22 protein-coding genes are annotated in these 22,285 nt (G+C 63.7%); 8 read left to right on the forward strand and 14 right to left on the reverse strand.

Features of this window, described 5'->3' with window-relative positions:
* Positions 1-3: 3 nt before the first annotated feature.
* From mutY to exeA, 3 genes are all read right to left on the reverse strand, one after another.
* A complete protein-coding gene (mutY, locus tag AACQ43_RS14280; protein WP_168967680.1) occupies positions 4-1,065 on the reverse strand; it encodes an A/G-specific adenine glycosylase in 1,062 nt (353 codons plus the stop codon).
* Between the two features lie 197 nt (positions 1,066-1,262).
* Positions 1,263-1,943 (reverse strand): GspB family T2SS assembly factor variant ExeB, encoded by a 681-nt coding sequence (exeB, locus tag AACQ43_RS14285; RefSeq protein WP_168967681.1) that lies wholly within the window; start codon positions 1,941-1,943, stop codon positions 1,263-1,265.
* Entirely contained in the window at positions 1,943-3,589 is a 1,647-nt protein-coding gene (exeA, locus tag AACQ43_RS14290) for a type II secretion system protein ExeA (protein ID WP_168967682.1), read from the reverse strand. Before exeA ends, exeB begins: the two co-directional genes overlap by 1 nt.
* Positions 3,590-3,848: 259 nt before the next feature.
* Here exeA and AACQ43_RS14295 point away from each other — a divergent pair, with 259 nt between their 5' ends.
* Positions 3,849-5,087, forward strand: coding sequence for a multifunctional CCA addition/repair protein (locus AACQ43_RS14295; protein ID WP_168967683.1), 1,239 nt, complete (start codon positions 3,849-3,851; stop codon positions 5,085-5,087).
* An 82-nt stretch (positions 5,088-5,169) separates the two neighbouring features.
* Here AACQ43_RS14295 and AACQ43_RS14300 read toward each other — a convergent pair whose 3' ends face one another.
* From AACQ43_RS14300 to AACQ43_RS14315, 4 genes are all read right to left on the reverse strand, one after another.
* Positions 5,170-6,048, reverse strand: a complete 879-nt coding sequence (locus AACQ43_RS14300) for a hypothetical protein (protein WP_168967684.1) — start codon at positions 6,046-6,048, stop codon at positions 5,170-5,172.
* Positions 6,049-6,122: 74 nt separating this feature from the next.
* The gene (locus tag AACQ43_RS14305) at positions 6,123-7,037 is read right to left on the reverse strand and encodes a hypothetical protein (RefSeq protein WP_168967685.1); all 915 of its coding nucleotides are present in this window, start codon (positions 7,035-7,037) and stop codon (positions 6,123-6,125) included.
* Between the two features lie 96 nt (positions 7,038-7,133).
* Positions 7,134-7,823, reverse strand: coding sequence for an LrgB family protein (locus AACQ43_RS14310; RefSeq protein ID WP_024944703.1), 690 nt, complete (start codon positions 7,821-7,823; stop codon positions 7,134-7,136).
* Positions 7,816-8,217 (reverse strand): CidA/LrgA family protein, encoded by a 402-nt coding sequence (locus AACQ43_RS14315; protein ID WP_168967686.1) that lies wholly within the window; start codon positions 8,215-8,217, stop codon positions 7,816-7,818. The genes AACQ43_RS14310 and AACQ43_RS14315 overlap by 8 nt, the downstream gene beginning before the upstream one ends.
* 127 nt (positions 8,218-8,344) lie before the next feature.
* Here AACQ43_RS14315 and AACQ43_RS14320 point away from each other — a divergent pair, with 127 nt between their 5' ends.
* Entirely contained in the window at positions 8,345-9,220 is an 876-nt protein-coding gene (locus AACQ43_RS14320) for a LysR family transcriptional regulator (RefSeq protein ID WP_017785025.1), read from the forward strand.
* Between the two features lie 231 nt (positions 9,221-9,451).
* On the opposite strand, the gene AACQ43_RS14325 is transcribed toward AACQ43_RS14320, so the two are convergent.
* Positions 9,452-10,369, reverse strand: a complete 918-nt coding sequence (locus AACQ43_RS14325) for a hypothetical protein (protein WP_248281004.1) — start codon at positions 10,367-10,369, stop codon at positions 9,452-9,454.
* Positions 10,370-10,423: 54 nt separating this feature from the next.
* Positions 10,424-11,848 carry a MocR-like pyridoxine biosynthesis transcription factor PdxR gene (gene pdxR, locus AACQ43_RS14330; RefSeq protein ID WP_168967687.1) on the reverse strand — a complete coding sequence of 475 codons (1,425 nt, stop codon included), beginning with the start codon at positions 11,846-11,848 and terminating at the stop codon, positions 10,424-10,426.
* Between the two features lie 128 nt (positions 11,849-11,976).
* On the opposite strand from pdxR, the gene AACQ43_RS14335 reads away from it, so the two are divergent.
* From AACQ43_RS14335 to AACQ43_RS14350, 4 genes are all read left to right on the forward strand, one after another.
* A complete protein-coding gene (locus AACQ43_RS14335) occupies positions 11,977-12,444 on the forward strand; it encodes an OsmC family protein (RefSeq protein ID WP_168967688.1) in 468 nt (155 codons plus the stop codon).
* A 17-nt stretch (positions 12,445-12,461) separates the two neighbouring features.
* Entirely contained in the window at positions 12,462-12,899 is a 438-nt protein-coding gene (locus tag AACQ43_RS14340; RefSeq protein WP_168967689.1) for a rhodanese-like domain-containing protein, read from the forward strand.
* Entirely contained in the window at positions 12,889-13,611 is a 723-nt protein-coding gene (locus tag AACQ43_RS14345; RefSeq protein WP_168967690.1) for a GNAT family N-acetyltransferase, read from the forward strand. Before AACQ43_RS14340 ends, AACQ43_RS14345 begins: the two co-directional genes overlap by 11 nt.
* A 225-nt stretch (positions 13,612-13,836) precedes the next feature.
* Positions 13,837-15,099, forward strand: coding sequence for a DUF1479 domain-containing protein (locus tag AACQ43_RS14350; protein ID WP_168967691.1), 1,263 nt, complete (start codon positions 13,837-13,839; stop codon positions 15,097-15,099).
* 48 nt (positions 15,100-15,147) lie between these two features.
* Here the strand turns inward: AACQ43_RS14350 and ybaK are convergent, their stop codons facing one another.
* The 3 genes from ybaK to AACQ43_RS14365 all read right to left on the reverse strand — a co-directional run bounded on the left by ybaK (position 15,148) and on the right by AACQ43_RS14365 (position 17,726).
* The gene (gene ybaK, locus AACQ43_RS14355) at positions 15,148-15,609 is read right to left on the reverse strand and encodes a Cys-tRNA(Pro) deacylase (protein ID WP_029302130.1); all 462 of its coding nucleotides are present in this window, start codon (positions 15,607-15,609) and stop codon (positions 15,148-15,150) included.
* Positions 15,610-15,756: 147 nt separating this feature from the next.
* Positions 15,757-17,022, reverse strand: coding sequence for an inorganic phosphate transporter (locus AACQ43_RS14360; RefSeq protein ID WP_076361878.1), 1,266 nt, complete (start codon positions 17,020-17,022; stop codon positions 15,757-15,759).
* A 23-nt stretch (positions 17,023-17,045) separates the two neighbouring features.
* Positions 17,046-17,726, reverse strand: coding sequence for a TIGR00153 family protein (locus AACQ43_RS14365; RefSeq protein ID WP_005305357.1), 681 nt, complete (start codon positions 17,724-17,726; stop codon positions 17,046-17,048).
* Positions 17,727-17,895: 169 nt separating this feature from the next.
* Between AACQ43_RS14365 and AACQ43_RS14370 the strand changes: the two genes are divergently transcribed.
* Positions 17,896-18,855 (forward strand): CYTH domain-containing protein, encoded by a 960-nt coding sequence (locus AACQ43_RS14370; RefSeq protein WP_168967692.1) that lies wholly within the window; start codon positions 17,896-17,898, stop codon positions 18,853-18,855.
* 107 nt (positions 18,856-18,962) lie between these two features.
* Here AACQ43_RS14370 and AACQ43_RS14375 read toward each other — a convergent pair whose 3' ends face one another.
* On the reverse strand, positions 18,963-19,430 hold the full coding sequence (locus AACQ43_RS14375) for an energy transducer TonB (RefSeq protein WP_168967693.1): 468 nt from the start codon (positions 19,428-19,430) through the stop codon (positions 18,963-18,965).
* 152 nt (positions 19,431-19,582) lie between these two features.
* Positions 19,583-20,506, reverse strand: a complete 924-nt coding sequence (gene lpxL, locus AACQ43_RS14380; RefSeq protein ID WP_168967694.1) for an LpxL/LpxP family Kdo(2)-lipid IV(A) lauroyl/palmitoleoyl acyltransferase — start codon at positions 20,504-20,506, stop codon at positions 19,583-19,585.
* A 314-nt stretch (positions 20,507-20,820) separates the two neighbouring features.
* Between lpxL and hldE the strand changes: the two genes are divergently transcribed.
* On the forward strand, positions 20,821-22,248 hold the full coding sequence (hldE, locus tag AACQ43_RS14385; RefSeq protein WP_024943164.1) for a bifunctional D-glycero-beta-D-manno-heptose-7-phosphate kinase/D-glycero-beta-D-manno-heptose 1-phosphate adenylyltransferase HldE: 1,428 nt from the start codon (positions 20,821-20,823) through the stop codon (positions 22,246-22,248).
* Positions 22,249-22,285: the final 37 nt, after the last annotated feature.

Below are 22,285 nucleotides of genomic sequence, written 5' to 3' on the forward strand. Positions count from 1 at the left end.
CCTCTATGGTTGTAAGTCCGGATAGGCGAGCAGACGGGCCGTGGCAGCCGCCAGACCCACCTCTGCAGGATGGCGTAAGTTATACCAGAGTCGGTTATCCGCTTCCATGAGCAGGGGGGCCGGCGGCGCGTCGGTTTCGACCAGCATGGGCCGGATATCGAGGTGAAAGTGGCTGAAAGTATGGCGAAAACCGGCCAGTTCACGGGGTTCGCTGCCGGTCAGGCCGAGCCGCTGCAACAGCCCCGCCACTTCGGTGTCCGACTCCACCTGGGGGAAGCAGTAGAGCCCGCCCCAGATCCCTTGCGGCGGCCGCTTCTCCAGCAGCAGCTGATCGCCGTGGCGGATGAGCAGCATGATGCCGGTACGGGCCGGGATGCTCTTTTTGGGCTTGCTGTTGGGGTAGGCTGTGGGGTTGCCCTGCGACAGCCCCTGGCAATCCTCCCGCACCGGGCAGCGCTCGCAAGCGGGCTTGCTGCGGGTGCAGACGGTAGCCCCCATGTCCATCATGGCCTGGTTGTAGTGGGCCACCCCGAGCTTGGGGGTGAGGCGAGTGGCCAGCTCCCACAGATCGTTCTCCACCTGCTTCTGTCCGGGCCAGCCGGGCAGGGCCAGCCAGCGGGTGAGTACCCGCTTCACGTTGCCATCCAGAATGGCGTGGGGCTGGCCAAGGGAGAGGGAGAGCACGGCGCCTGCGGTGGAGCGGCCGATCCCCGGCAGCGCCATCACCTCCTCCAGCCGCTCCGGGAAGAGGCCGCCATGGAGGTCGCGGATCTGCTGGGCCGCCTTGTGCAGGTTGCGGGCGCGGGCGTAATAGCCGAGCCCGGTCCAGTGGTGCAGCACTTCGTCGATGGGGGCGTCGGCCAGCGCCAGCACGTCGGGAAAGCGGGCCATAAAGCGCTGATAGTAGGGAATGACCGTAGCGACCTGGGTCTGCTGCAGCATGATTTCCGAGACCCAGACCCGGTAGGGGGTCTTCTCCTGTTGCCAGGGCAGGGTCTTGCGGCCGTGGAGCTGATACCAGTCCAGGATCCTGGTGGCGAAGGTCACGTTATCTGAGTTGTTCACATTATGCTCATATTATTGATTTAAAACTAAATTGACTAACGTGTAGCGGTCTTGGCGCTGATACCAGTGCAACGCCCGGTTGGCGAAGATGGTGTTGATCGGATTGCTCACGTTGTTCTCATGTTATTGATTAAAAAGGGGAGCTCTCAGGCTCCCTCTTGAAATGGTGGCCAGTCTCGGGCTGGCAGGGGCGCGCTTCAGCCGAGCCAGTCCTGCAGCGCCTTGAGGCTGACGTTCTGGCCGCCCACCTGCAGGATGATGTAATCCTGGGCGATGGTGAGCAGGGTGACGCCGGGGGCGACCTCGCTGCCTTCCCGGTAGGTGCGCCCGTTCAGGGTCACGGCCCGGTTGGCCGGGTTGGAGGAGAAGACGTGGGCACCGTAGGCCAGCGGCGGCACCTGCTGGCGGAGCGCCTGCGGCAGGGCGCTGAGCGGCGTGGCCTGCAGTTCGGCCGGCACCTGCGGTGGCGTGCTCTGCTGCAACGGGGTGTTGTTGAGGGCATTGAGGATGCGCTCGGCCAGCCCCTGGCTGCTGTCGGCGGGTGCCGGTGCGGGTTGGGCATCGGCCTTGGGGATGACCACGGGTTCGGGCGGCGGCGGTGGCAGCGGACGGGTGATCATCGGCCTGGGCTCGACGCGCACGAAGGGCGGCGTCACCACCTCCTTCACCTCCACCGTCTTCTCGATGGGGCGGTTGTTGAGCAGATGCCAGCCGTAGTTGGCGGCGGCCCCCATCACCAGTGCCAGCGGGGCCAGCAGCCACCAGATCCAGCGCCTGGGTTGTTCCTCTTCCTGGCTGACCGGCAGCCCCATCGCCGGGATGTGCGGGGTGAACTGGGGCTGGTCGGCCCGCCGCAGCGCCTTGAGCAGGGTGGACATCAGGAAGCCTCCTCCGACAGTGTGTTGATGGCATCGTCATCCTCTGCCGGATCCAGCTTGGCCGGCTTGCTGGCCCGCTGGGCTGGGTCTTCCAGCTTCGGCATGGGTTCGCCGGCCATCACGTTGAGGCGCAGCAGGGTGTTGCTGCCGGCGATGCCGTCCGGGTTCAGCCCCTGGGCGCGCTGGAACTGCTGCAGCTTGGTCTTGAGCTCGGCATCGAAGCGGCGGACCTTGCGATCCGGCTGCTGCATGGCCCGGCTGAGGGCGTTGTCGAGCCACTGCACCTGGCTGGGGCCAGCGTTGTTGCCGATCAGGGTGACACCCCCCTTGGGCATGCGCCACAGCAGGGTGTAGCTGCCGCCCCAGTAATCGCTCAGCCACTGTCTGTCCACCTGCCAGCTCTGGTTGCCGATGAGCAGGTTGGCCTTGTCGGGCCCGAGGTTGACCAAAGTGGCGTAATAGGTGCCGCCGGTCTCGTCGGTCAGGCTGACGAGGGCGGGATACTGCAGGGCCTGCAGATCGGCCAGAGAAGCCTCGCCCTCCTGGCAGCGTAGGCCGGCGCGCGGCGCGTTGTCGCAGGTCGCCTCTTCCAGCTCGGTCTGGTAGCCCCACACCTTGTAGAGATTCTGCATGGCGCTGTCCGGTTCCAGCGCCTGATTGATGGCGCGGGTCAGCTGCTCCTGCTGCTCCGGGGTGTCGTCCACCTTGACCGGCACCTCCACCGTGACTACCGGGCGGGTCGGGAAGAAACCGAAGAACTGCCAGCCCCACCAGCCGGTGGCAACCAGCAAGGCACCGACCAGCGCCACCATCAAGCCGGACTGCCAGGTGCCCTCGTCGCGGATGCCGCTCACCTCGAAGGCCGCCAGGCTGATGTCGCCGTGCACTATCTTGTGGCTGCCGCGGGCGAAGGCGGCGATCAGGGCGCGGTCGCAGATGAGGTTGATGAGGCGCGGGATACCGCCGGAGAGGCGGTGCAGGGTCTGGATAGCTTTGGGGGTGAAGATGGGTTGCACGCAGCCGGCCACCTGCAGACGAAAGCGGACATAAGCGTCCACGTCCTGGCAGGAGAGCGGCAGCAGGTGGTAGCGAGCGGTGATGCGCTGGGCCAGCTGACGCAGCAGGGGCTGGCGCAGCATCTGCTGCAGCTCGGGCTGGCCGATGAGCACCACCTGCAGCAGCTTCTTCTCGTCGGTCTCCAGGTTGGTGAGCAGGCGCAGCTGCTCCAGCACGCCGGGCAGCAGGTGCTGGGCTTCGTCCACCAGCACCACGCTGCGCTTGCCAGCTGCCAGATTGGCCAGCAGGTGATCGCGAATGAGGTCGAACAGCTGCTTGAGGCCGGCATCCTGGCCATAGGCCAGCTGGAACTCGTCGCAGATGGCCGCCAGCAGATCTCGTTCGGTCAGGGATGGATTGAGGATGTAGGCGATCTCGGTCTCGGCCGGCAACTGCTGCAACAGGCAGCGGGAGACGGTGGTCTTGCCGGTGCCCACTTCCCCGGTCAGCAGCACGAAGCCGCCCCCATCCTGCAACCCGTAGTTGAGGTGGGCGAGGGCTTCCCCGTGGCGTTCACTCATGTAGAGGTATTTGGGATTGGGCGAGATGGAGAACGGGTGCTCCGACAGACCGAAGAACTGTGTGTACATAAGGATCCATTCCGTTGTTATGGGCGGCAGGTTAAAGCCTCCCCAAAGGGATGTCAAAGACCCGGATGCCATAAGGGGGGCCAGCGCGCCCCCTGATTTGCCGGCGGGAGAAAGGGCGCTGCCGGGTTGGCTGGCGAGGGGCGTTTTGCCTCTCACTGGGCCGTCATGGGCTCGTCCCTCCGACGGGGAATGGGGGCCGCCATAGTCTCCACCGGCCAAACCGGTATAATCGGGACAGGTTTATCAAGGGAGACACAGCTTGCAGACTTATCTGGTTGGGGGCGCAGTGCGGGATCGCCTGCTGGGATTGCCGCAGGGCGACAGGGATCACCTGGTGGTCGGGGCGACCGTGGAACAGATGCTGGCGCTGGGCTTTACCCAGGTGGGCCGCGATTTTCCCGTGTTCCTGCACCCCAAGACCCAGCAGGAGTACGCGCTGGCCCGCACCGAGCGCAAGCAGGGGCGCGGTTATACCGGCTTCGTCTGCCACGCCTCGCCGGAGGTGACGCTGGAGCAGGATCTGCTGCGCCGGGATCTCACCGTCAACGCCATCGCCGAGGATGATACGGGGCAACTGCACGATCCCTATGGCGGCATCGAGGATCTGAAACAACGGCTGCTGCGCCACGTCTCCCCCGCCTTTGCCGAAGATCCGCTGCGCATTCTGCGGGTGGCCCGCTTCGCCGCCCGCTTCCACGCCCAGGGCTTCGTGGTGGCTCCCGAGACGCTGGCGCTGATGCGCGAGATGACCGAGGCCGGCGAGCTGGCTCACCTGACCCCGGAGCGAGTCTGGAAGGAGCTGGAGAAGGTATTGCTGGGACCGACCCCACAGGTATTCTTCGAGGTGCTGCGCGAGTGCGGCGCCCTAGCTGCGCTGTTTCCCGAGCTGGATGCCCTGTTCGGGGTGCCTGCCCCCGCCAAGTGGCACCCGGAGATCGATACCGGCATCCACACCATGATGGTACTGGCACAGGCCTGCCGGCTTTCCCCCGAGCTGACGGTGCGCTTCGCGGCGCTGTGCCACGACTTTGGCAAGGGGCTGACCCCCCCGGAGTTCTGGCCGAGCCACCACGGCCACGGCCAGAAGGGCTTGCCGCTCATCCGCGATTTCTGCGAGCGGTTCCGGGTACCGAACGAGTGCCGCGATCTGGCGCTGTTGGTGAGCGACCTGCACACCCATATCCACATCGCCTTCGAGCTCAAGCCCGCAACCCTGCTCAAGGTGTTCGACAAGGCCGATGCCTGGCGCAGGCCGGAGCGCTTTGCCCAGTTGCTGGACGCCTGCCGCGCCGACTTCCACGGCCGCACCGGCTTCGAGGAGCGGGTCTATGCCGAGCCCGACTATGTGGCGCAGGCGCTGGCGGCGGCCCAGGCCGTGCCGGTGCAGGAGATAGTGGCGGCCGGGTTCAAGGGGGAGGCTATTCGCGAGCAGCTGGCCAAGCGGCGGCTCGACGCAATCAGCCGGGTGCGCGACGAGTGGACCTTCCTCGAGGATTGACGAGGCAGGAGACGAAGCATGGACAATAAAGCCCGGGTCAATGACCCGGGCTTTTTCATTGCTGCGCCTGCACTGCGAGCGGCTATTCACCTGGGCCGAAGCGTTCCTGAACGGGGTCGTAGAAGTAGGCCTGATAGTTGAAGTCGATCCCCTTGATGTAGGGGTTTTCCAGCCGGAACAGCCGGCGGGTATGGAGGTGGGCGAAGCTCAGGGAGGGTTTGAAGGTCTTCAGCCAGAGCGCCTGCAGGGAGCCGTCGCGCCAGGCGGCCTTGAGCCCCTGCTGTACCCGGGCGATGGCCTGCCGGTTGCTGTTGTGGGTGAAGAAGACCCTGGGCAGCGGATAGTAGAGCGCCACGTTCTCATCCATCACCAGCCCGGGGACATCCCTATGATTCAGCTTCTCCTGGGGCAACTCGTTGATCCCGCGGCAGAAGAGTGCGAAACGGCCGCGCGCCACCATCTTGAACAGCTGCTCGTAGCCTTCCACCTCCTGCACCTTGAAACCGGCCCGCTGCAGGATCTGCACATCGAGCCAGCCCTTGCCCTGACCGATGTCGAAGCGCTTGAGCCCCTCCAGGCTGGTCACCCCGGCGACGGCGCTCTGCTGCTCGGGGCTGACGAAGCAGATGCGGTAGCTGACGATGCCGAGGTGGATGGGAAAGCGCACGTAGTCGATGCCGTTCATCTCCCGGTCGGAGCGGTAGCTGTCCATGGCGAACAGGTTGGGGTAGTCATTGAAGCGCAGGCTGACCCACATCCGGGCCAGGGTCATGGGGGGCGCGGCCTGCATCCGGTAGTCGCCATGGCTGGCGCGGGTCTTCTCCAGCGCCAGGCGCAGCAGCTCGCGATCATAGGTGCTTCTGGGATCGTGCTCGCTCTCCGGACTCATGTAGGTGAACAGGGTCGGGCTGGCCAGCACGGGCAGTGCCAGCAGCAGGGCGAGCAGCGGGGTCCAGTGCATCGTGAGCTCCTGTGAAAGGGTGAGACTCCTCTGAGTGTAGTGGCTCTCCCGGCTGCGGGCGGGAGCCGCCGGAGTCACTGCTTGCCGCTGGACGGCTCGCCGGGCCCGAAGCGCTGGGTGAGGGGATCGTAAAGATAGGGTTGGTAATCGAAGTCGAGCCCCCGTAGCAAGGGGTTGTCCAGCCTGAACAGCAGCCGCTGGTCCAGCCTGGCAAAATCCAGCGCCGGCTTGAAGGTCTTGAGCCAGAGCGCCTGCAGTGAACCGTCCCGCCAAGCCAGTTGCAGACCGGCCTGGACCCGGCGAAGGGCGTGCTGGTTGTCCTTGTGGCTGTAGAAGAGGTGGATGAAGGGGTAGTAGAGCGCCAGATGCTGGTCGACCGTCAATTTTTCCAGATCCCGGTGCGTATCCAGCTCGGTCAGTAGCTCATTGGCTCCCCGGCAGAACAGATCCACCCGGCCGCGCACCACCAGCTTGAACAGCCGCTCGTATCCCTCCACCTCCTGTACCTTGAAACCGGCCCTGCGCAGTATGTCGGCATCCTGCCAGCCGCGGCCCTGCCCATGGCTGAACTGCTGCAAGTCGCGCAAAGCTCGTACCTGGGCCACGGCTTGCTGCTGCTTGGGGCTGACGAAGCAGATGCGATAGCCGAGGATGCCGAGATCCACCGGAAAGCGGACATAGTCGAGGTCGTGGCTGCCCTCCGGGCGCGGGAAGCTGTCAATCGCCAGCAGGTTGGGGTAGAGGTTGTACTGCAACACCTGACGCAGCCGGGTCCGGCTCATGGGCGGGGCGGGACGCAACTCGTAGTCGCCGAAGCTGTCGCGGGTCTTTTCCAGCGCCAGCTGCAGCAGCTGCTGGCCATAGAGGGTGCGCATGTCCCGCTCACTCTCCGGGCTGACGTGGGTCACTATGTCCAGGGCCGAGAGAAGGGGGGAGAAGAACAGGCTGCCGGCCAGCAGCCCGAGGATCATCACTCTGTGGTTCATCATACCGCTCACTGCTGTCACATTGAGTTGAGTGTAGCGGCTGTGGCGTCAAGGCTGGGGTCCTGGGACCGGGAAACGCGGCTTTTACCGACGCACTGGTTACCAGAACAGTTGGCCGAGCAGGGGGGCCAGCAGCACAGTCACCATGCCGGCGATCATCATTACCATGCTGGAGACCACCCCCTCCTCGTTGCCCATCTGATAAGCCTTGGCAGTGCCGGCGCCGTGGGCCGAGGCACCAAACCCCGCCCCTTTGCCGAGCCGGCTGCGGATGGCCAGCACGGTGAGCACACTCTCGCCGACGGCCATGCCGATGACGCCGGTCAGCACCACGAACAGGGCGGTGAGATCGGTTTGGCCGCCGATGGCGCGGGTCGCTTCCACCGCAAAGGGAGTGGTGATGGAGCGCATCGCCAGACTGCGCTGCAGCATGTCGGAGAGATCGAGCCAGCGGGCCAGCAGCACGGTACTGCCCACGGCCATCACCACCGAGGCGACGACCCCTACCGACAGCGACAGCCAGTGGCGGCGAATGAGCTGGCGGTTCTCGTAGACCGGCACCGCGAAGGCGACGGTGGCCGGACCCAGCAGCCACAGCAGCCAGTGAGATTCGGCCATGTAGTCCTGATAGGGGATGTGGAACAGCATCACCACCGCCACCAGCAGGGTGGGGGCCAGCAGCAGCGGCATCAAGGGCAGGATGCGCTTCTTGCCGTAGAGCCACTTGCTGGCGTAGTAGAACAGCAGGGTGAGGGCGAAGCAGAGCAGGCCGAGCAGGGTATCAGACATGACGACGACTCCGGCGGGCCAGTTTCAACTCAAGGCGATAGACCCGGTCCACCACCAGCGCCGTGGTGCCGAGCACCAGTATGGTGCTGAGCAGCAGTACCACCATGATGCGGCATCCCTCCTGCAGCAGCAGATCCTGATAGTTGACCACTGCCACCACCGCCGGCACGAAGAACAGCAGCATTTCGGCCAGCAACCAGCGGGCGCCGGCGCTGAACCAGTGGGTCTTGACCACGCCGAGCAGGATCAAGGCCAGCAGTGCCAGCATGCCGGTGAGGTTGGCAGGCAGCGGCAGATGGAAGGTACGTACCGCCAGATCCGCCAGCAGCCAGATGGCGGCCAGCAGGGCGATTTGGAAGGGGGTCTGGAACCAGCGAATGCAGAGGGCTTTCATGATCTAGGTCTTTCTGTGAACTTGCTCACAGTATAGAGAGAGGCCAAACCTGCAAAAAATGAATTTAAATTATCAAAATCATGCCAAAGAGGCATGATCAGGTTTTGCCGTCCGCCAGGAGAGAGCCATGGACATCCGCGCCCTGCGTTACTTTGTCGAACTGGTGCGGGAACAAAGCTTCACCCGCGCCTCCGAGAAGCTGTTCGTCACCCAGCCCACCATCAGCAAGATGATCCGCAATATGGAGGAGGAGCTGGGTCAGCCGCTGCTGAGCCGCGCGGGGCGCCGCTTCACCCTGACCGACAGCGGCCGGGTGCTGTTCAACCGGGCCCAGACCATTCTGGCCGAGATGCAGCAGCTGGAGGCGGAACTCGCCGATCTGCAGAGCCTGCAATTCGGCCGGCTGGCGCTCGGCATTCCGCCCATGGTGGGTCACGTCTATGCCGATCTGATCCGCGCCTACCGCAGTCGCTACCCCAAGGTCGAACTCTCCATCGTCGAGTACGGCGGCCGGCGCATCGAGCAGGCGGTGCTGGAAGGGGAGCTGGATCTCGCCATCACCATGCTGCCGACCAAAGAGGGGGGGGCCCTCAGTGCGTTGGAGCTGGACCAGTACCCGATCCAGGTGGTGTTGCCCGACCTGCCGCGCTGGCGGGATTGTTCTGAAATCCGGCTGGAGGCGCTCTGCGACGAGCCCTTCTTGCTCTACACCCAGGCCTTCACCCTGAGCGAGCGGCTGGAGCAGGCGTGCCGAGCGGCCGGCTTCGAGCCCCAGGTGGCGGCGCGCAGCAGCCAGTGGGACTTTCTCACCGCCATGGTGCGCAGCGGCATGGGGGTCGCCTTTCTGCCCGAGCCCATCTGCCGGCGGCTGGCGCCGGACGGCCTGGTGCTGAGGCCGCTGGTGCCCGAGCTGAGCTGGCGGCTCGGGGTGATCTGGCCGAGCGAACGCTACCTCTCCCGCACCGCCGAGGCCTGGCTGGCGCTCTGCCGCGAGCCACGTTGACACCTTTTCCAGGTGTTTCGCTACCGGTTCAGCGCTGGCGATAAAGCAGGTATGGACGGAGCGCGGCGCACGGTTTCGACAGTATTCCAGATGCGCTGGCAGCCAGGTGGGAGAGTCGCTGTTGTCGATGCAAGCCCGGCCGCAGGCTGGCAGCAGTCAGAACAGCAACAGGAGACTCAAGTAGCTCATGGTGGGTCCCTCCAGGGTTGGCATTGTCGACTCGACGATCCTTTAGGGTGCAATGCCGAAGTCATCTCGTGCAGGATCATACAAATAGGGCCGGTAGTCGAACCCCTGTTCCGGCAGCAGTGGGTTCGCCAGCCGGAATATGCGGCGCTGTCCCAGATTGGCAAACAGCAGGGAGTCACGAAAATGATCGCGCCAGAGTCGTTGCAAAGAGCCATCTTGCCAGGCCAGCAGTATGCCTCGTTGAAGTCGCGCGCGCTCCTTTTTATAGCTGGCGTGGCTGTAGAGCACGTGAATGAGGGGGTAGAAGATAGCAACATGGCTGTCGACGCGCAGTGTGGGCTGCAGGAGCTGATGAGCCTGCCATTCGGGCAAGATTTCGTTGGCGCCGCGGCAAAAGAGGTCGCTGCGACCACGGGCTACCATGCGAAAAAGGGATTCGTAGTTATCCACCTCACGCACCTTGAAGCCACCTCGGCGCAGGATGTCGGCATCCTGCCAGCCACTGCCGGTAACCTGGGTGAAGTCTTGCAACTGAGCGAGGGTGGCAACCCTGCCCAGCGTCTCAGCCTTTTGCTCGCTCACAAAGCAGATACGATAGCCAAGAATGCCGAAGTCGATGGGAAAGGGGATGAAGGCGGCCTGTCCATGCTGGGATTGCAGCGGCCAGCTGTCGACGATAAAGAGCGCCTCCTTGCCGCGCTTCTGTACCTCAAGACGCATGCGGGCCTTGTTCATTCTCAATGAGGTGACCAGCTCGTAATCACCATATTCCGGCCGGGTCTTTTCAAGCGCCAGAGTCATCACATCGCGGTAATAACGCATGCGTTCATCACCGTGGCTTTCCGGGCCAATGAGGCTGAAACGGCTGCTGGCGAGCAGCAGGGGAGAGAAGACAAGTGAGAGGAGCAACAACGACAATCGATACATCTTGGCTAGGCCCGACGACATGATGCCTCCCATTATAGTTCGATGGATCTGGCGCGGTAGACTGCGAGCGGGAAACGTGAGCGCAGATCAGATCTGCAGCAACACTCCCAGCTGGCGGCAGAGACGGCGCAAGGCCTGGTTGTCGAGGGAGGCAAAGCCGAGCAGCCACCCCTCCTGCGTCGGCGGGCCCAGGTAGAACTGGCCGAGGGGGCGAAGCCCCAGCCCCTGTGCGTTGGCGGCCTCTGTCCAGCGAGCCTCGCCGCCGGGGGGTAGCAGCACGGCACATTGCAGGCCGGCTCCGCTGTGAATGGGGGTGAGGGCGGGACAGTGGCTGGCCAGCTCGGCCAGCAGCAGGTCGCGGCGGCTCTGGTAGACCAGCCGGCTCTGGCGCAGGTGGGTGGCGAAGTGGCCGGCGCGGATGAAGTCGGCGGTGACCGCCTGCAGCAGCTGGTTGCTGTGGCCGTCGACCGCGGCCCGGGCCCTACAGAAGGACTCCATCAGCGGCCTGGGCAGTACCAGGTAGGCGAGGCGCAGCGAGCCGAACAACACCTTGCTGAAGGTGCCCACATAGAGCACCCGTCCCTGACCATCCAGCCCCTGCAGGGCGGGGAGTGGCCGCTGATCGTACTGGTACTCGCCGTCGTAGTCGTCTTCCAGGATCCAGGCGCCGTGCCGCTCGGCCTCGGCCAGCAGCGCCATCCGCCGCGGCAGGCTCATGGGCACGCCGAGCGGATACTGGTGGGCCGGCGTGGTGTAGATGAGCCGTGGCGCCGGGGGTTCCCCCTGCGGGTTGAGTCCCTCTTCATCCACCGGCACCGGGTGCACCCGGGCGCCGGCACTCTCCATGGCGGTGCGGGCCCCGGGGTAGCCGGGATCCTCCACCCAGACGGTATCGCCGGCATCGATCAGCAGCTGGGTCGCCAGCAGGATCCCCTGTTGGGAGCTGGTGAGGATCAGGATCTGGTCCGGCTCGCACACCACGCCGCGCGATTGCACCAGATAGCTGCTGATGGCGCCGCGCAGCGCCTCCAGCCCCTGCGGCTCCCCGTAATTCATCCAGTTGCCGGCGTGCCGGCGCCACTGCTGTTGCATCAACCGGCCCCACAGGGCCTGGGGGAAGAGGCGGGGATCCGGCTGGCTGGAAGCAAAGGAGCGGCCCACCTCGGGCACGTCGTGACAGGCGCCGCTGTTGGCCATCTCCTGACCTCGGCGTGACAGACCGGCCGCTGACTGGGGCGGGCGCGGAGTCGGGGAGACCGCGGCCAGCGCCACGAAGCTGCCGGCCCCCACCTTGCGCACCAGATAGCCCTCTGCCTCCAGCCGGCCATAGGCCAGCTCCACCGTGCTGCGGGAGACCCCCAGATCGGCGGCCAGCATGCGGCTGGCGGGCAGCCGGCTGTGCTGGGGCAGGTGGCCGGCCAGCATGGCCGAGCGCAGGGTACGGACCAGCTGTTCGTGCAGCGGCAGATCGCTGGCTTGCTGGGTGGCAAACAGGGTGGGCAGGGCAGGCATGGGGATCTCCCGGGCGCTAATTGGTCTGCTCATATTGGCAAAATTGGTCGGCGTGGCAAGGCCATTATGTCGCTACATTGAGGCTCAAGGTTCGGTATTCACAACTATTGGCAATGAAAGGAGTCTGCATGTCGGAGTACAGCGCCACCATCAGCTGGCAGCGCGGGGCCAGCGAGCCCTTCGTCGATCAAGGTTACAGCCGGGCCCACTGGTGGGAGTTCGACGGCGGCGTCAGGGTGCCCGCCTCCTCGTCTCCCCACGTGGTGCCGCTGCCCTGGTCGGTGGCCGAGAACGTCGACCCGGAAGAGGCCTTCGTCGCGGCGATCTCCAGCTGCCACATGCTTACCTTCCTCTGGCTGGCGGCCAGGGCGGGCTATCTGGTGGAGAGCTACCGGGACGAGGCGGTGGGCATCATGGAAGCCAATGCCCGCGGTCGTCAGGCCATCACCCGGGTCACCCTGCAGCCGCTGGCGCAGTTCGGCGGTGAACGTCAGCCGGATCTGGCCGCACTGGAGCAGTTGCACCACCAGGCACACGAGGAGTGTTTCATCGCCAACTCGGTCACCACCGACATTACCACCCGGATTCGGGTTTGAGTACAAGGAGCGTCACTATGAGTCATGTATTGAGCAGCGGGCTGGCCAGTGCCGAACAAGCCCGCCTTTTCTTCGAGGCCCAGCTGGCCTTGCGCACCGATCCGGCGGATCTGGCCGCCGATCTGCTGGCCGGCGAAGAGCGGATCGTCGTCATCGACACCCGCTCTGCCGGTCACTATGCTGAGGGACACATCCCCGGCGCCATCAGCTTCCCCCATGTCACCATGAACCCGGCCACCACGGCTGCGCTGGCGCGGGACAAGGTCTATGTCTGCTATTGCGACGGCATCGGTTGCAACGGCTCGACCCGGGGCGCCTACAAGCTGGCGGCGCTCGGTTTTCAAGTCAAGGAGCTGCTCGGCGGCCTGCACTGGTGGCGGCAGGACGGCTTTGCCGTCGCCACCGGTAGCGAAGCGGGGGGGCTGCAAACGGGAGGGATTGCCTGTGGCTGCTGATATCCATCTGAACGAGTTCGGCCAGCCGGTCGGTGCGCCGCTGCCAGACTGGCGGGGCGCCGAGTTTCCGCCCCGTCGCCCCCTCAACGGCTGGGGTTGCCGGTTGGAGCCGCTGGATCCTGAGCGTCACGGCCCCGGTCTGTGGCAGGCCTTCAACGCCGACAGTGGGGCCATGTGGACCTACCTGACTACAGGCCCTTATGCAACAGAAGCGGACATGCTGGTCTGGCTGCGAGAGTGCGCCGCCAAGAGCGATCCCCAGTTCTACACCATCTTCGACGAGCATGGTGAACAGCCGCTGGGGCTGGCCAGCTACCTGCGCATCGACCCCCTGGCCGGCAGCATCGAGGTGGGCTGGCTGCACTTTTCCCCGGCCTTGCAGCGCTCGCGGCTGGCGACGGCGGCCATGGCGCTGATGATGGCCAATGCTTTTTCCCTCGGTTATCGGCGTTACGAATGGAAGTGCAATGCCTTCAACCAGCCCTCCTGGCAGGCGGCGCTGCGCCTTGGTTTCAGCTATGAGGGGACCTTTCGCCAGAGCCGGGTGGACAAGGGGCGCACGCGCGATACCGCTTGGTTCTCGGTGATCGACAGTGAGTGGCCGGCGCTGCAGGCTTGCTTCGAGCGCTGGTTGGCGCCTGACAACTTCGATGCGCAGGGGCACCAGCACCTGCGCCTCTCGACCCTCACGGCCGCCTTGCGCGGCGCTTGAATAAACCAGGGCGGCCATGGCCGCCCTGTTGTTTTTGCCGTCTTGTCTTCTCGCTGCTGATCTCCCTTCGCTTCTATTTTCTTCACTGCTATTTCGCTGCGTCTTCACTGCTCGAGTGCGGAGAGGATTGTATTAACATTTTTTTAATGTATCTTGTTTTTGAAATTGAATGCAATTTCGAACGAAAGTAACTTGCTGGTTTTCGTCCATTATCCAGGAGGCAAGATGAGCGTCATCCATACCCAGTTGCCCGCCGATCACAAGGCGGCCATCCGTCAGATGAAACAAGCCCTGCGCGCACAACTCGGCGACGTGGAGGCGGTCTTTGCCGAGGTCAGCCGCCGCATCGAGGCGCGGGTGGCCGAGGTGGAAGCGTTGCGAGCCCGTGGTGAGCCGGTGTGGCCAGAACTGGATTACCAGGCGCTGGCGGCGGGCCAGGTCAGCGAGGCCGAGCGTGCAGCCATACGGCGGCGCGGCTGCCTGGTGATCCGCGGGCACTTTGCACGGGAACGGGCGCTGGCCTGGGATCGCGACATGCTCGACTACCTGGATCTCAACCGCTTTGATGAGCTGTATCGCGGCCCCGGCGACAGTTTCTTCGGCTCCCTTGCCGCATCGCGCCCCGAGATTTACCCCATCTACTGGTCACGGGCCCAGATGGAGGCGCGCCAGAGCGACGAGATGGCGACCGTGCAGTCGTTCCTGAACCGCCTGTGGCAGTTCGAGCGGCCGGATGGGACAAACTGGTTCGACCCGGACGTGAGCATCATCTATCCCGATCGCATTCGCCGCCGTCCGCCCGGTACCTGTTCTCGCGGGCTGGGTGCCCATACCGACTCGGGGGCCCTCGAACGCTGGTTGCTGCCGGCCTACCAGCAGGTGTTTGCGTCGATTTTTCGGGGGGACATAGCCGCCTACGATCCCTGGGATGCGGCCCATCGCACCGAGGTCGAGGAGTACAGTGTGGAGAACACCACCAAGTGTTCGGTATTTCGTACCTTCCAGGGGTGGACGGCGCTCTCCGACATGTTGCCGGGGCAGGGATTGTTGCACGTAGTGCCGATCCCCGAGGCGATGGCCTACGTGCTGCTGCGGCCGCTGCAGCCCGACGTGCCGGAGGATGAGTTGTGCGGTGTCGCGCCGGGCAAGGTGCTGCCGGTCTCCGAGACCTGGCATCCGCTGTTGCTGCGGGCGATGACCTCGATCCCGGCGGTGACGGCAGGGGATTCGGTCTGGTGGCACTGCGACCTGATCCACGGCGTGGCAGCGGTGGAGCAGCAGCAGGGGTGGGGCAACGTCATGTATATTCCGGCGGCGCCCCGTTGCGAGAAGAACATGGCCTATGCCCGCCTGGTGCGCCAAGCGCTGGAGCAGGGAACTTCGCCTGGCGACTTTCCTCGCGAAGATTACGAGGCCGACTGGCAGGGGCGCTTCACCCTGGCCGATCTGAACGACCATGGTCGCCGCGCACTGGGCATGCTCCCGTAAACGAGGCTGGCCGGGCGGGCCTGCGCAGTGGCGGGCCCGCTCACGTTTCTATTCCCCGATGGGGGCGGCGATCCACTTCATCAGGCGCAGCATGTCAGCAGGCGCTACCCCTACCGAGAGGCCGCGCTTGCCACCGCTCACCAGGATCTCGTCAAACTGCATGGCCGAGTCGTCGAGCACGGTGGGCAAGAGCTTCTTCTGGGCCAGCGGACTGATGCCGCCGACCTTGTAGCCGGTCAGCTTCTCGGCTTCTGCCGGCTTCATCATCTCCACCTTCTTGAGACCGGTGGCCTTGGCCAGCTGTTTGAGGCTGCACAGGCCGGACGAGGGGACGATGGCCACCACTGCCTGCTTGTCGTGATGGGCGATCAGGGTCTTGAACACCTGGGCTTCCGGCAGGCCGAGCTGGGTCGCGGCATGCTTGCCGAAGTCGTCGTGGGCTTCGCACTCGTAGGGGTAGAGCTTGTGGGGGATCTTGAGCTTCTTCAGCAGGTTGATGGCTGGCGTCATGATGGGTGCCTTGAGTCGAAACAAGGCCAAACAGTCTGCGCCTGTGGGGCGGGTGATGCAAGTTGCTCGCGTTCCCAAGGGGTGGATGAGCGCGCCAAAGTAAAAAAAGCCCGGGTCAATGACCCGGGCTTTTCATTGCAGCGCACCTCAGGAGAAGCAGATCTGCAGCACGTAGAAGATGGCGATGGCCAGGATGGCGCCCGCAGGCAGGGTGATGACCCAGGAGACCACGATGTTGCGCAGCACGCCCAGGTTCAGCGCCGCGATACCGCGCGCCAGACCCACGCCCATGACCGCACCAACCAGGGTCTGGGTGGTGGAGATCGGCAGACCGGTGCCGGAGGCGATCACCACGGTGGCGGCGGTGGCCAGCTGGGCGGCGAAGCCGCGGCTCGGCGTCAGGTGAGTGATGCCGGTACCGACGGTGGCCATCACCTTCTCGCCCATGGTGGCCAGACCGATGACGATGCCGATGCCGCCGAGCGGCAGGATCCACCAGGCGATGTGAGAGCTGCCACCGATCTCGCCGCCGGCCGCCACGATGGAGGCGACAGCGGAGAGCGGGCCGATGGCGTTGGCCACGTCGTTGGAGCCGTGGGCAAAGGCCATGGCACAGGCGGTGATGATCATCAGGATGCCGAACACCTTCTCCACGTTGGCGAAGTGCATCTTGCTGTCATCCTGCGGGTTGTACTGCTGGCCACGAATGTAGAGCCAGCCGGCAAACGCCACTGCGATGGAGATGGCGACGGAGAGCAGGATGCCCTCGCCATCGGTCAGGTGCAGACCGACGTGGGTCAGCCCCTTCTTGATGGTCACCAGGCAGATCACCAGCGCGGTCAGGAACATGTAGAACGGCACGTAGCGTTTGGCGTTGTTCAGCGGATCATCGGTGTTGAAGATAAGCTTCTGCACGCTGATGAACATGAAGTAGGCGATGACGCCGGAGATGGCCGGGGTGATGATCCAGGAGCCGACGATGCCGCCAAACTTGCTCCACTGCACCGCTTCCGGGCCAATGCTCACCACGGCGAAACCGACGATGGCACCGATGATGGAGTGGGTGGTGGAGACGGGCCAGCCGAAGTAGGAGGCCAGGATCAACCAGGCGCCCGCAGCCAGCAGGGAGGCTATCATGCCGAGCACCAGCAGATCCGGCGTATCGGCAAAGGCGTTGCTGTCGATGATGCCGTTGCGGATGGTTGCGGTCACTTCGCCGCCGGCCAGATAGGCACCGGCAAACTCGAAGATCATGGCGATGATGATGGCCTGACGGATGGTCAGGGATTTGGTGCCGACCGACGTGCCCATGGCGTTGGCAACGTCATTCGCGCCGATACCCCAGGCCATCAAAAAGCCGAACAAGGCCGCCACGAGCACCAGGGTGGTGCCGTAATTCGCGATAATGTCCATTCAGTGTTTACCCAGTCAGTCGATTACGAACGAGCCAGCATCAGTTCCAGACGGGCGCCAACGCGCTCGGCCTGATCTGCCAGGTCACCTACCCATTCGAGGATCTTGTAGAGGAACATAACGTCGATCGGATTGTATTTCTGCTCAACGGCTTGCAGCTGTTGGCGCAGCCCGATCTGCATGGTGTCAGTATCGTCCTCGATAAGATCCAGCTGGTGGATCATCTCGGCAACCATTTCAACTTCACGTCCTTTAAAGCCGGTTTCGAGCAGCTCATCGAGTTCTCCGATGGCTTTCTCGGCTTGGGCGGTCGCATCGATACAGCGTTTGAGATAGGCCATGAAATCGGCACGCATCTCGGAGGGGAATTCCATTTTACGACCAAGCATGCGGCCGGAAATATCCTTGGCACGATTGGCAATCTTGTCCTGCTGGGTCAGCAGTTCGAGCAGGTCGGTACGAGCAACCGGCAGGAACAGGCCGCGAGGCAGCTTCAGACGAATTTCACGCTTGAGGATGTCCGCTTCTTTTTCCAGCTGGGCAATCTGCTGCCGGATCTTCTCGGCATCTTCCCAACGGTCTTCGGCAACGGCATCAAAAAAGGGAACCAACTGCTGGGAGCACTGGTGAACCTTGACGATATGCTTCTGCAGCGGCTTGATGGGGGACTTGGCAAAAAGCCCCAAAATAGTATTTACTGGCATGGCCAAACCTGTGTCGGTGAAAAAACACTCGATACGATTTTATGAGGGGCGCATGGTAACCGAACTGCGCCATCAATAAAACCGTGAATTAATCCTGATGTATCGCAGGCATTATATCCTCGCGCTTAGCATCACGCCCCCCAAAGTTGCCTGCCAGCCCGGAATGACTATGCAAACTGAGATCGAGATAAAGTTTTTTGTCTCCCGAGATATTCGACAGCCTTTTTTCAACCTTCTGAATTCACTGGAAATTATATCCAACTCTCAAGCCGAGCTCGGCAATGTCTATTTTGATACGCCAGCGCTGGATTTGCGCCGCCTGGAGATGGGATTGCGGATCCGTCGCAGCGATGATTTCGCCGAGCAGACGATTAAATGTCGGGGCCAGGCGGTGGGCGGATTGCATGCCAGACCTGAATACAATGCTCCGGTCGCTGGCGATATGCCCGCGCTTGACGCTTTTCCTGACGAGATTTGGCCGAGTCTTTCCGCTCGCGATGCAATCCAGGGAGCCCTGGTGGCTCAGTTTCGTACCGACTTCCAGCGTCGCCACTGGTTGATCGCCTTCGAGGGAGCCGAAATTGAGCTGGCCTGGGATCAAGGGGAGATCGTCGGCGTGCTCGGCAAGAGTCGCATCGACGAGCTTGAGCTTGAGCTCAAATCCGGCGAGGCGAGTGCCCTGTTCGGCTTGGCAGAGCAGTTGGCCGGGCTTGGCGGCCTGCGGCTCGGGGCTCAGTCCAAGGCTCAGCGTGGTTATCGGCTGGCTGGGCTCGGCAAGCCGCTGGCGCTGCAAGCCTTGCCTGCGATGACCGACCTGAGTGCGGCCGAGCGTATCACTCTCGGCCTGCAGCACTGGCAGCACCACGAGCAGTATTGGCTGGAACAGACGAGCACCGAGGCGCAGGGGTTGGCGTTGCAGCAGCTGCGCCTGGGCATGGACCTGATTGCCGAGGCGGCCGGCAGGTTGCCGGCAGCGGACTGGCTGGTGGAGCTAACCCGGTTCGGGCCGCGGCTGGCCTCGGTCGCCGGACAGGCCGACTGGCAGCTGGCGTTGCCGGCCCTGTTCCTTCAGGCCGACTATGTGCGCCTGCAACTGGCCATCGCGGCTTGGCTGCACCAGCAAGGGTGATGGGCTGTGTCGCAGCACCTGCAATGTAAAAAGGTGAGCTTGGCTCACCTTTTTCTTTAGCTGTCGATAGAGCCAGCGGGCTGGCAATGGAGGTCTACGCGGCTGATTCAGACCTGGGTGTAGATCAGCCCGGTGCTGCGCACCACGTCTTCCCCCTGGCAGCGCAGTTCCAGTTCGCTGGTGTCGCAGGGCTGGCCGTTGTGCTCGATGCAAAATTCGAAGCGGGTACGGGATTTTACCGGAATGTGCTGCGAGTTGGTGGGGGTGGCCTGCCATTGCCACTGCTGCAATACGGCGATGGCGGCGTCGCTGAACTGCGGGTCGCTGCTGTCCAGTACCCGGATCTGTTCGGCCCGTCCCGCCGGATTGATCACGTACTCTAGCGAGCTGCAACCGGTCTGCCCGGCCAGGATGGCCTCTTTGGGGTAGCGGGATTCCATCCGGGTGAGCTGGCTCCACTGGGCGTTCACTTCCTTGAGATCGCTTAAGGGGAGGGAGGTCAGATGGACGCTGTGGGTCTGCTGGCTGCAGCCGGTCAATGCGCACAGGGCGCCCAGCAAAAGAGTGGTTTTCATGTTCGCTTCCCTTCGTTATTGGTATTGCTGGCGGGCCTGGGCCCGCCGCTCGGCAGGGCCATTAATAAAATATTCAGCCACGAATGAAAACCCTTTACCGGCGACAGACCAGAAAAAACCGCCTTTCGGCGGCTTTTTCGGTTTTTTCCCACTCAGTAATAGCCCGCATCGTCCGGGTTGGGCCTGGTCTTGAAGCGGCGGTGCAGCCACATGTACTGCTCTGGCGCCTTGCGCACGGCCGCCTCAATCTCGCGGTTGGCACAGGCCGCATCGACCAGGTCGTCGCCGCTGGGATAGTCGGCGAGCGGCGCCCCGATATGCAGGGTGTAACCCTCGCTGGTGCGAATGTTGTAGCAGGGCAGGGTGACGGTATTTTTCACCCGCGCCAGGGTAGCGGTGCCGGTGATGGTGGCGGCCTGCTCGACCGCGAAGTAGGGCACGAACACGCTGGCATGGGCACCGTAGTCGTGATCCGGCGCATACCAGAGCGCATCGCCGTTGCGCAGCGCCTTGATCATCCCCTTCACATCCATCCGGTCCACCAGGTATTTGTTGGAGGCGCAGCGACCGTGGTATTGGGCATACTCCAGCACCGGGTTGGTGTTGGGACGATAGACACCGACCCCGGGCCGCACCAGGCCGAAGCAGCGGGCGTTGAGCTCCAGCGTGAGGAAATGGCAGGAGAGCAGCAGCATGCCCTGACCCTTCTCCATGGCGGCGATGACGTGCTCTTCCCCTTCTACCTTCATCAGGTTGCGCATCCGCCAGTCCGGCCAGAACCAGGCCATGCCGACTTCGAAGATGGCGCAGCCCACGCTCTCGAAATTCTGTTTGAGCAGTTTCTCGCGCTCATCCTTGGTCAGCTCTGGCATCGCCAGTTCCAGATTGCGGCGGGCAATCTTGACGCGGGATTTCAACAGCTTACGGGCCAGACTGCCGAGCTGGCGTCCTAGCCACATCTGGCTGCGCCAGGGCAACAGCACCAGCAGCCAGAGCAGGCTGAGGCCGAACCAGCTGGCCCAGTAGCGGGGATGAAACAGGCGGGGTTCGAGGCGGGGAGCATTGTCGTGGGCCATGAAAAGTCTCTTGTTCGCAATCGCCATGCACCGGGCAAGCCCGGTCGAATAAGGGAAGGCGATAAAGGCACGTGGGGATCCTGAACGGATCGTTTTATTCGCAAGCGGGGATTCTAGCCGAAAAGCGGGGTCGGGAGCGAATGGCTATGTGCTGGTCAGAGGGGCTGCTTGCGGCTTCTTCGCGTGGCGCGAAGGGTAACTACAGGTTTCCTTCCGCGTTCTTAATGGAAACTGCAGGTTTGCTTTTTCTCCCTCAAATAAAAGAGTGTGATAAAATCGGCGACTGATTTTTCAGGTTTTGAGAGTCGATACAGATGAAGATCACCCTGCCCGAGTTTGAAAAAGCCCGCGTTCTGGTCGTTGGCGATGTCATGTTGGACCGTTATTGGCATGGCCCCACCGGCCGGATCTCGCCCGAGGCACCGGTGCCCGTGGTCAAGGTTGAACACATTGAGGAGCGCCCGGGTGGCGCCGCCAACGTGGCGCTCAACTCCGCCGCGCTGGGCGCTCACGCTGTGCTGCTGGGTCTGACCGGTCAGGATGAGGCTGCCGATGCCCTGGCTGGCCAGATGGCTGGCGTCAAGGTCGCCTGTGACTTCGTTCGTCTGGCCGACTACCCGACCATCACCAAGCTGCGCGTGCTGTCGCGCAACCAGCAGCTACTACGTCTGGACTTTGAAGAGGCCTTCCACGATGTGGACTCCACCCTGCTGATGGGCAAGGTCGAGCAGGCGCTGCCGCATAGCGACGTGATGATCCTCTCCGACTACGGCAAGGGCGCCCTCAACGACGTACCCGGCATGATCCAGCGCGCTCGCGCTGCCGGCATCCCGGTGCTGGTCGATCCCAAGGGGACCGATTTCGAGAAGTACCGCGGCGCCACCCTGCTGACCCCCAACATGTCCGAGTTCGAGGCCGTGGTGGGCAAGGTGAAGAGTGAAGAAGAACTGGTTGCCAAGGGGCTGGAACTGGTCAAGCGTTTCGAACTGGAGGCCCTGCTGGTCACCCGTTCCGAGAACGGTATGACCCTGATCCGCGAAGGCCAACCCGAGTTGCACCTGCCGGCCCAGGCCCACGAGGTGTATGACGTGACCGGTGCCGGTGATACCGTCATCTCCACCCTGGCCACTTCGCTGGCCGCCGGCAAGAGCCTGGACGAAGCCTGTGCCCTGGCCAACACCGCCGCCGGCATCGTGGTCGGCAAGCTGGGGACCTCCACCGTCAGCCCGGTCGAGCTGGCCAACGCCCTCTACACCGAGCAGGAGACCGGCTTTGGCGTCATGTCCGAAGCCCAGCTCAAGATTGCCGTGCAGGCCGCCCGTCTGCGTGGCGAGAAGGTAGTGATGACCAACGGCTGCTTCGACATCCTGCACGCCGGTCACGTCTCCTACCTGGCCAATGCCGGCAAGCTGGGGGATCGCCTGATCGTGGCGGTCAACACCGATGAGTCGGTGCGCCGCCTCAAGGGGCCGGGTCGTCCGGTCAATCCGACCGAGCGCCGGATGGCCGTGCTGGCCGCGCTGGGGGCCGTGGACTGGGTGGTGCCCTTCTCCGAGGACACCCCGCAGCGGCTGATCGCCGAGGTGCTGCCGGATCTGCTGGTCAAGGGCGGCGACTACAAGCCGGAAGAGATTGCCGGCTACGCCGAGGTGACCGCCAACGGCGGCGAGGTGCGGGTCCTCAACTTCGAGGATGGCTGCTCCACCAGCGACATCATCAAGACCATCCGCGAACGCGGCTAAGCGCAAAACCCGGCCAAGGTCGGGTTTTTTGATGGGG

It is taken from the genome of Aeromonas sp. DNRA1 (assembly GCF_963888745.1).
Lineage (GTDB): Bacteria > Pseudomonadota > Gammaproteobacteria > Enterobacterales > Aeromonadaceae > Aeromonas > Aeromonas hydrophila.

Coding starts and splice junctions, on each gene's coding strand:
- exeB (WP_168967681.1), bottom strand. CDS start 1,943: ATGTCCACCCTGCTCAAGGCGCTGCGGCGGGCCGACCAGCCCCAGTTC.
- exeA (WP_168967682.1), bottom strand. CDS start 3,589: ATGTACACACAGTTCTTCGGTCTGTCGGAGCACCCGTTCTCCATCTCG.
- AACQ43_RS14300 (WP_168967684.1), bottom strand. CDS start 6,048: ATGCACTGGACCCCGCTGCTCGCCCTGCTGCTGGCACTGCCCGTGCTG.
- AACQ43_RS14305 (WP_168967685.1), bottom strand. CDS start 7,037: ATGATGAACCACAGAGTGATGATCCTCGGGCTGCTGGCCGGCAGCCTG.
- AACQ43_RS14310 (WP_024944703.1), bottom strand. CDS start 7,823: ATGTCTGATACCCTGCTCGGCCTGCTCTGCTTCGCCCTCACCCTGCTG.
- AACQ43_RS14315 (WP_168967686.1), bottom strand. CDS start 8,217: ATGAAAGCCCTCTGCATTCGCTGGTTCCAGACCCCCTTCCAAATCGCC.
- AACQ43_RS14320 (WP_017785025.1), top strand. CDS start 8,345: ATGGACATCCGCGCCCTGCGTTACTTTGTCGAACTGGTGCGGGAACAA.
- AACQ43_RS14325 (WP_248281004.1), bottom strand. CDS start 10,369: ATGGGAGGCATCATGTCGTCGGGCCTAGCCAAGATGTATCGATTGTCG.
- pdxR (WP_168967687.1), bottom strand. CDS start 11,848: ATGCCTGCCCTGCCCACCCTGTTTGCCACCCAGCAAGCCAGCGATCTG.
- AACQ43_RS14335 (WP_168967688.1), top strand. CDS start 11,977: ATGTCGGAGTACAGCGCCACCATCAGCTGGCAGCGCGGGGCCAGCGAG.
- AACQ43_RS14340 (WP_168967689.1), top strand. CDS start 12,462: ATGAGTCATGTATTGAGCAGCGGGCTGGCCAGTGCCGAACAAGCCCGC.
- AACQ43_RS14350 (WP_168967691.1), top strand. CDS start 13,837: ATGAGCGTCATCCATACCCAGTTGCCCGCCGATCACAAGGCGGCCATC.
- ybaK (WP_029302130.1), bottom strand. CDS start 15,609: ATGACGCCAGCCATCAACCTGCTGAAGAAGCTCAAGATCCCCCACAAG.
- AACQ43_RS14360 (WP_076361878.1), bottom strand. CDS start 17,022: ATGGACATTATCGCGAATTACGGCACCACCCTGGTGCTCGTGGCGGCC.
- AACQ43_RS14365 (WP_005305357.1), bottom strand. CDS start 17,726: ATGCCAGTAAATACTATTTTGGGGCTTTTTGCCAAGTCCCCCATCAAG.
- AACQ43_RS14370 (WP_168967692.1), top strand. CDS start 17,896: ATGCAAACTGAGATCGAGATAAAGTTTTTTGTCTCCCGAGATATTCGA.
- AACQ43_RS14375 (WP_168967693.1), bottom strand. CDS start 19,430: ATGAAAACCACTCTTTTGCTGGGCGCCCTGTGCGCATTGACCGGCTGC.
- lpxL (WP_168967694.1), bottom strand. CDS start 20,506: ATGGCCCACGACAATGCTCCCCGCCTCGAACCCCGCCTGTTTCATCCC.
- hldE (WP_024943164.1), top strand. CDS start 20,821: ATGAAGATCACCCTGCCCGAGTTTGAAAAAGCCCGCGTTCTGGTCGTT.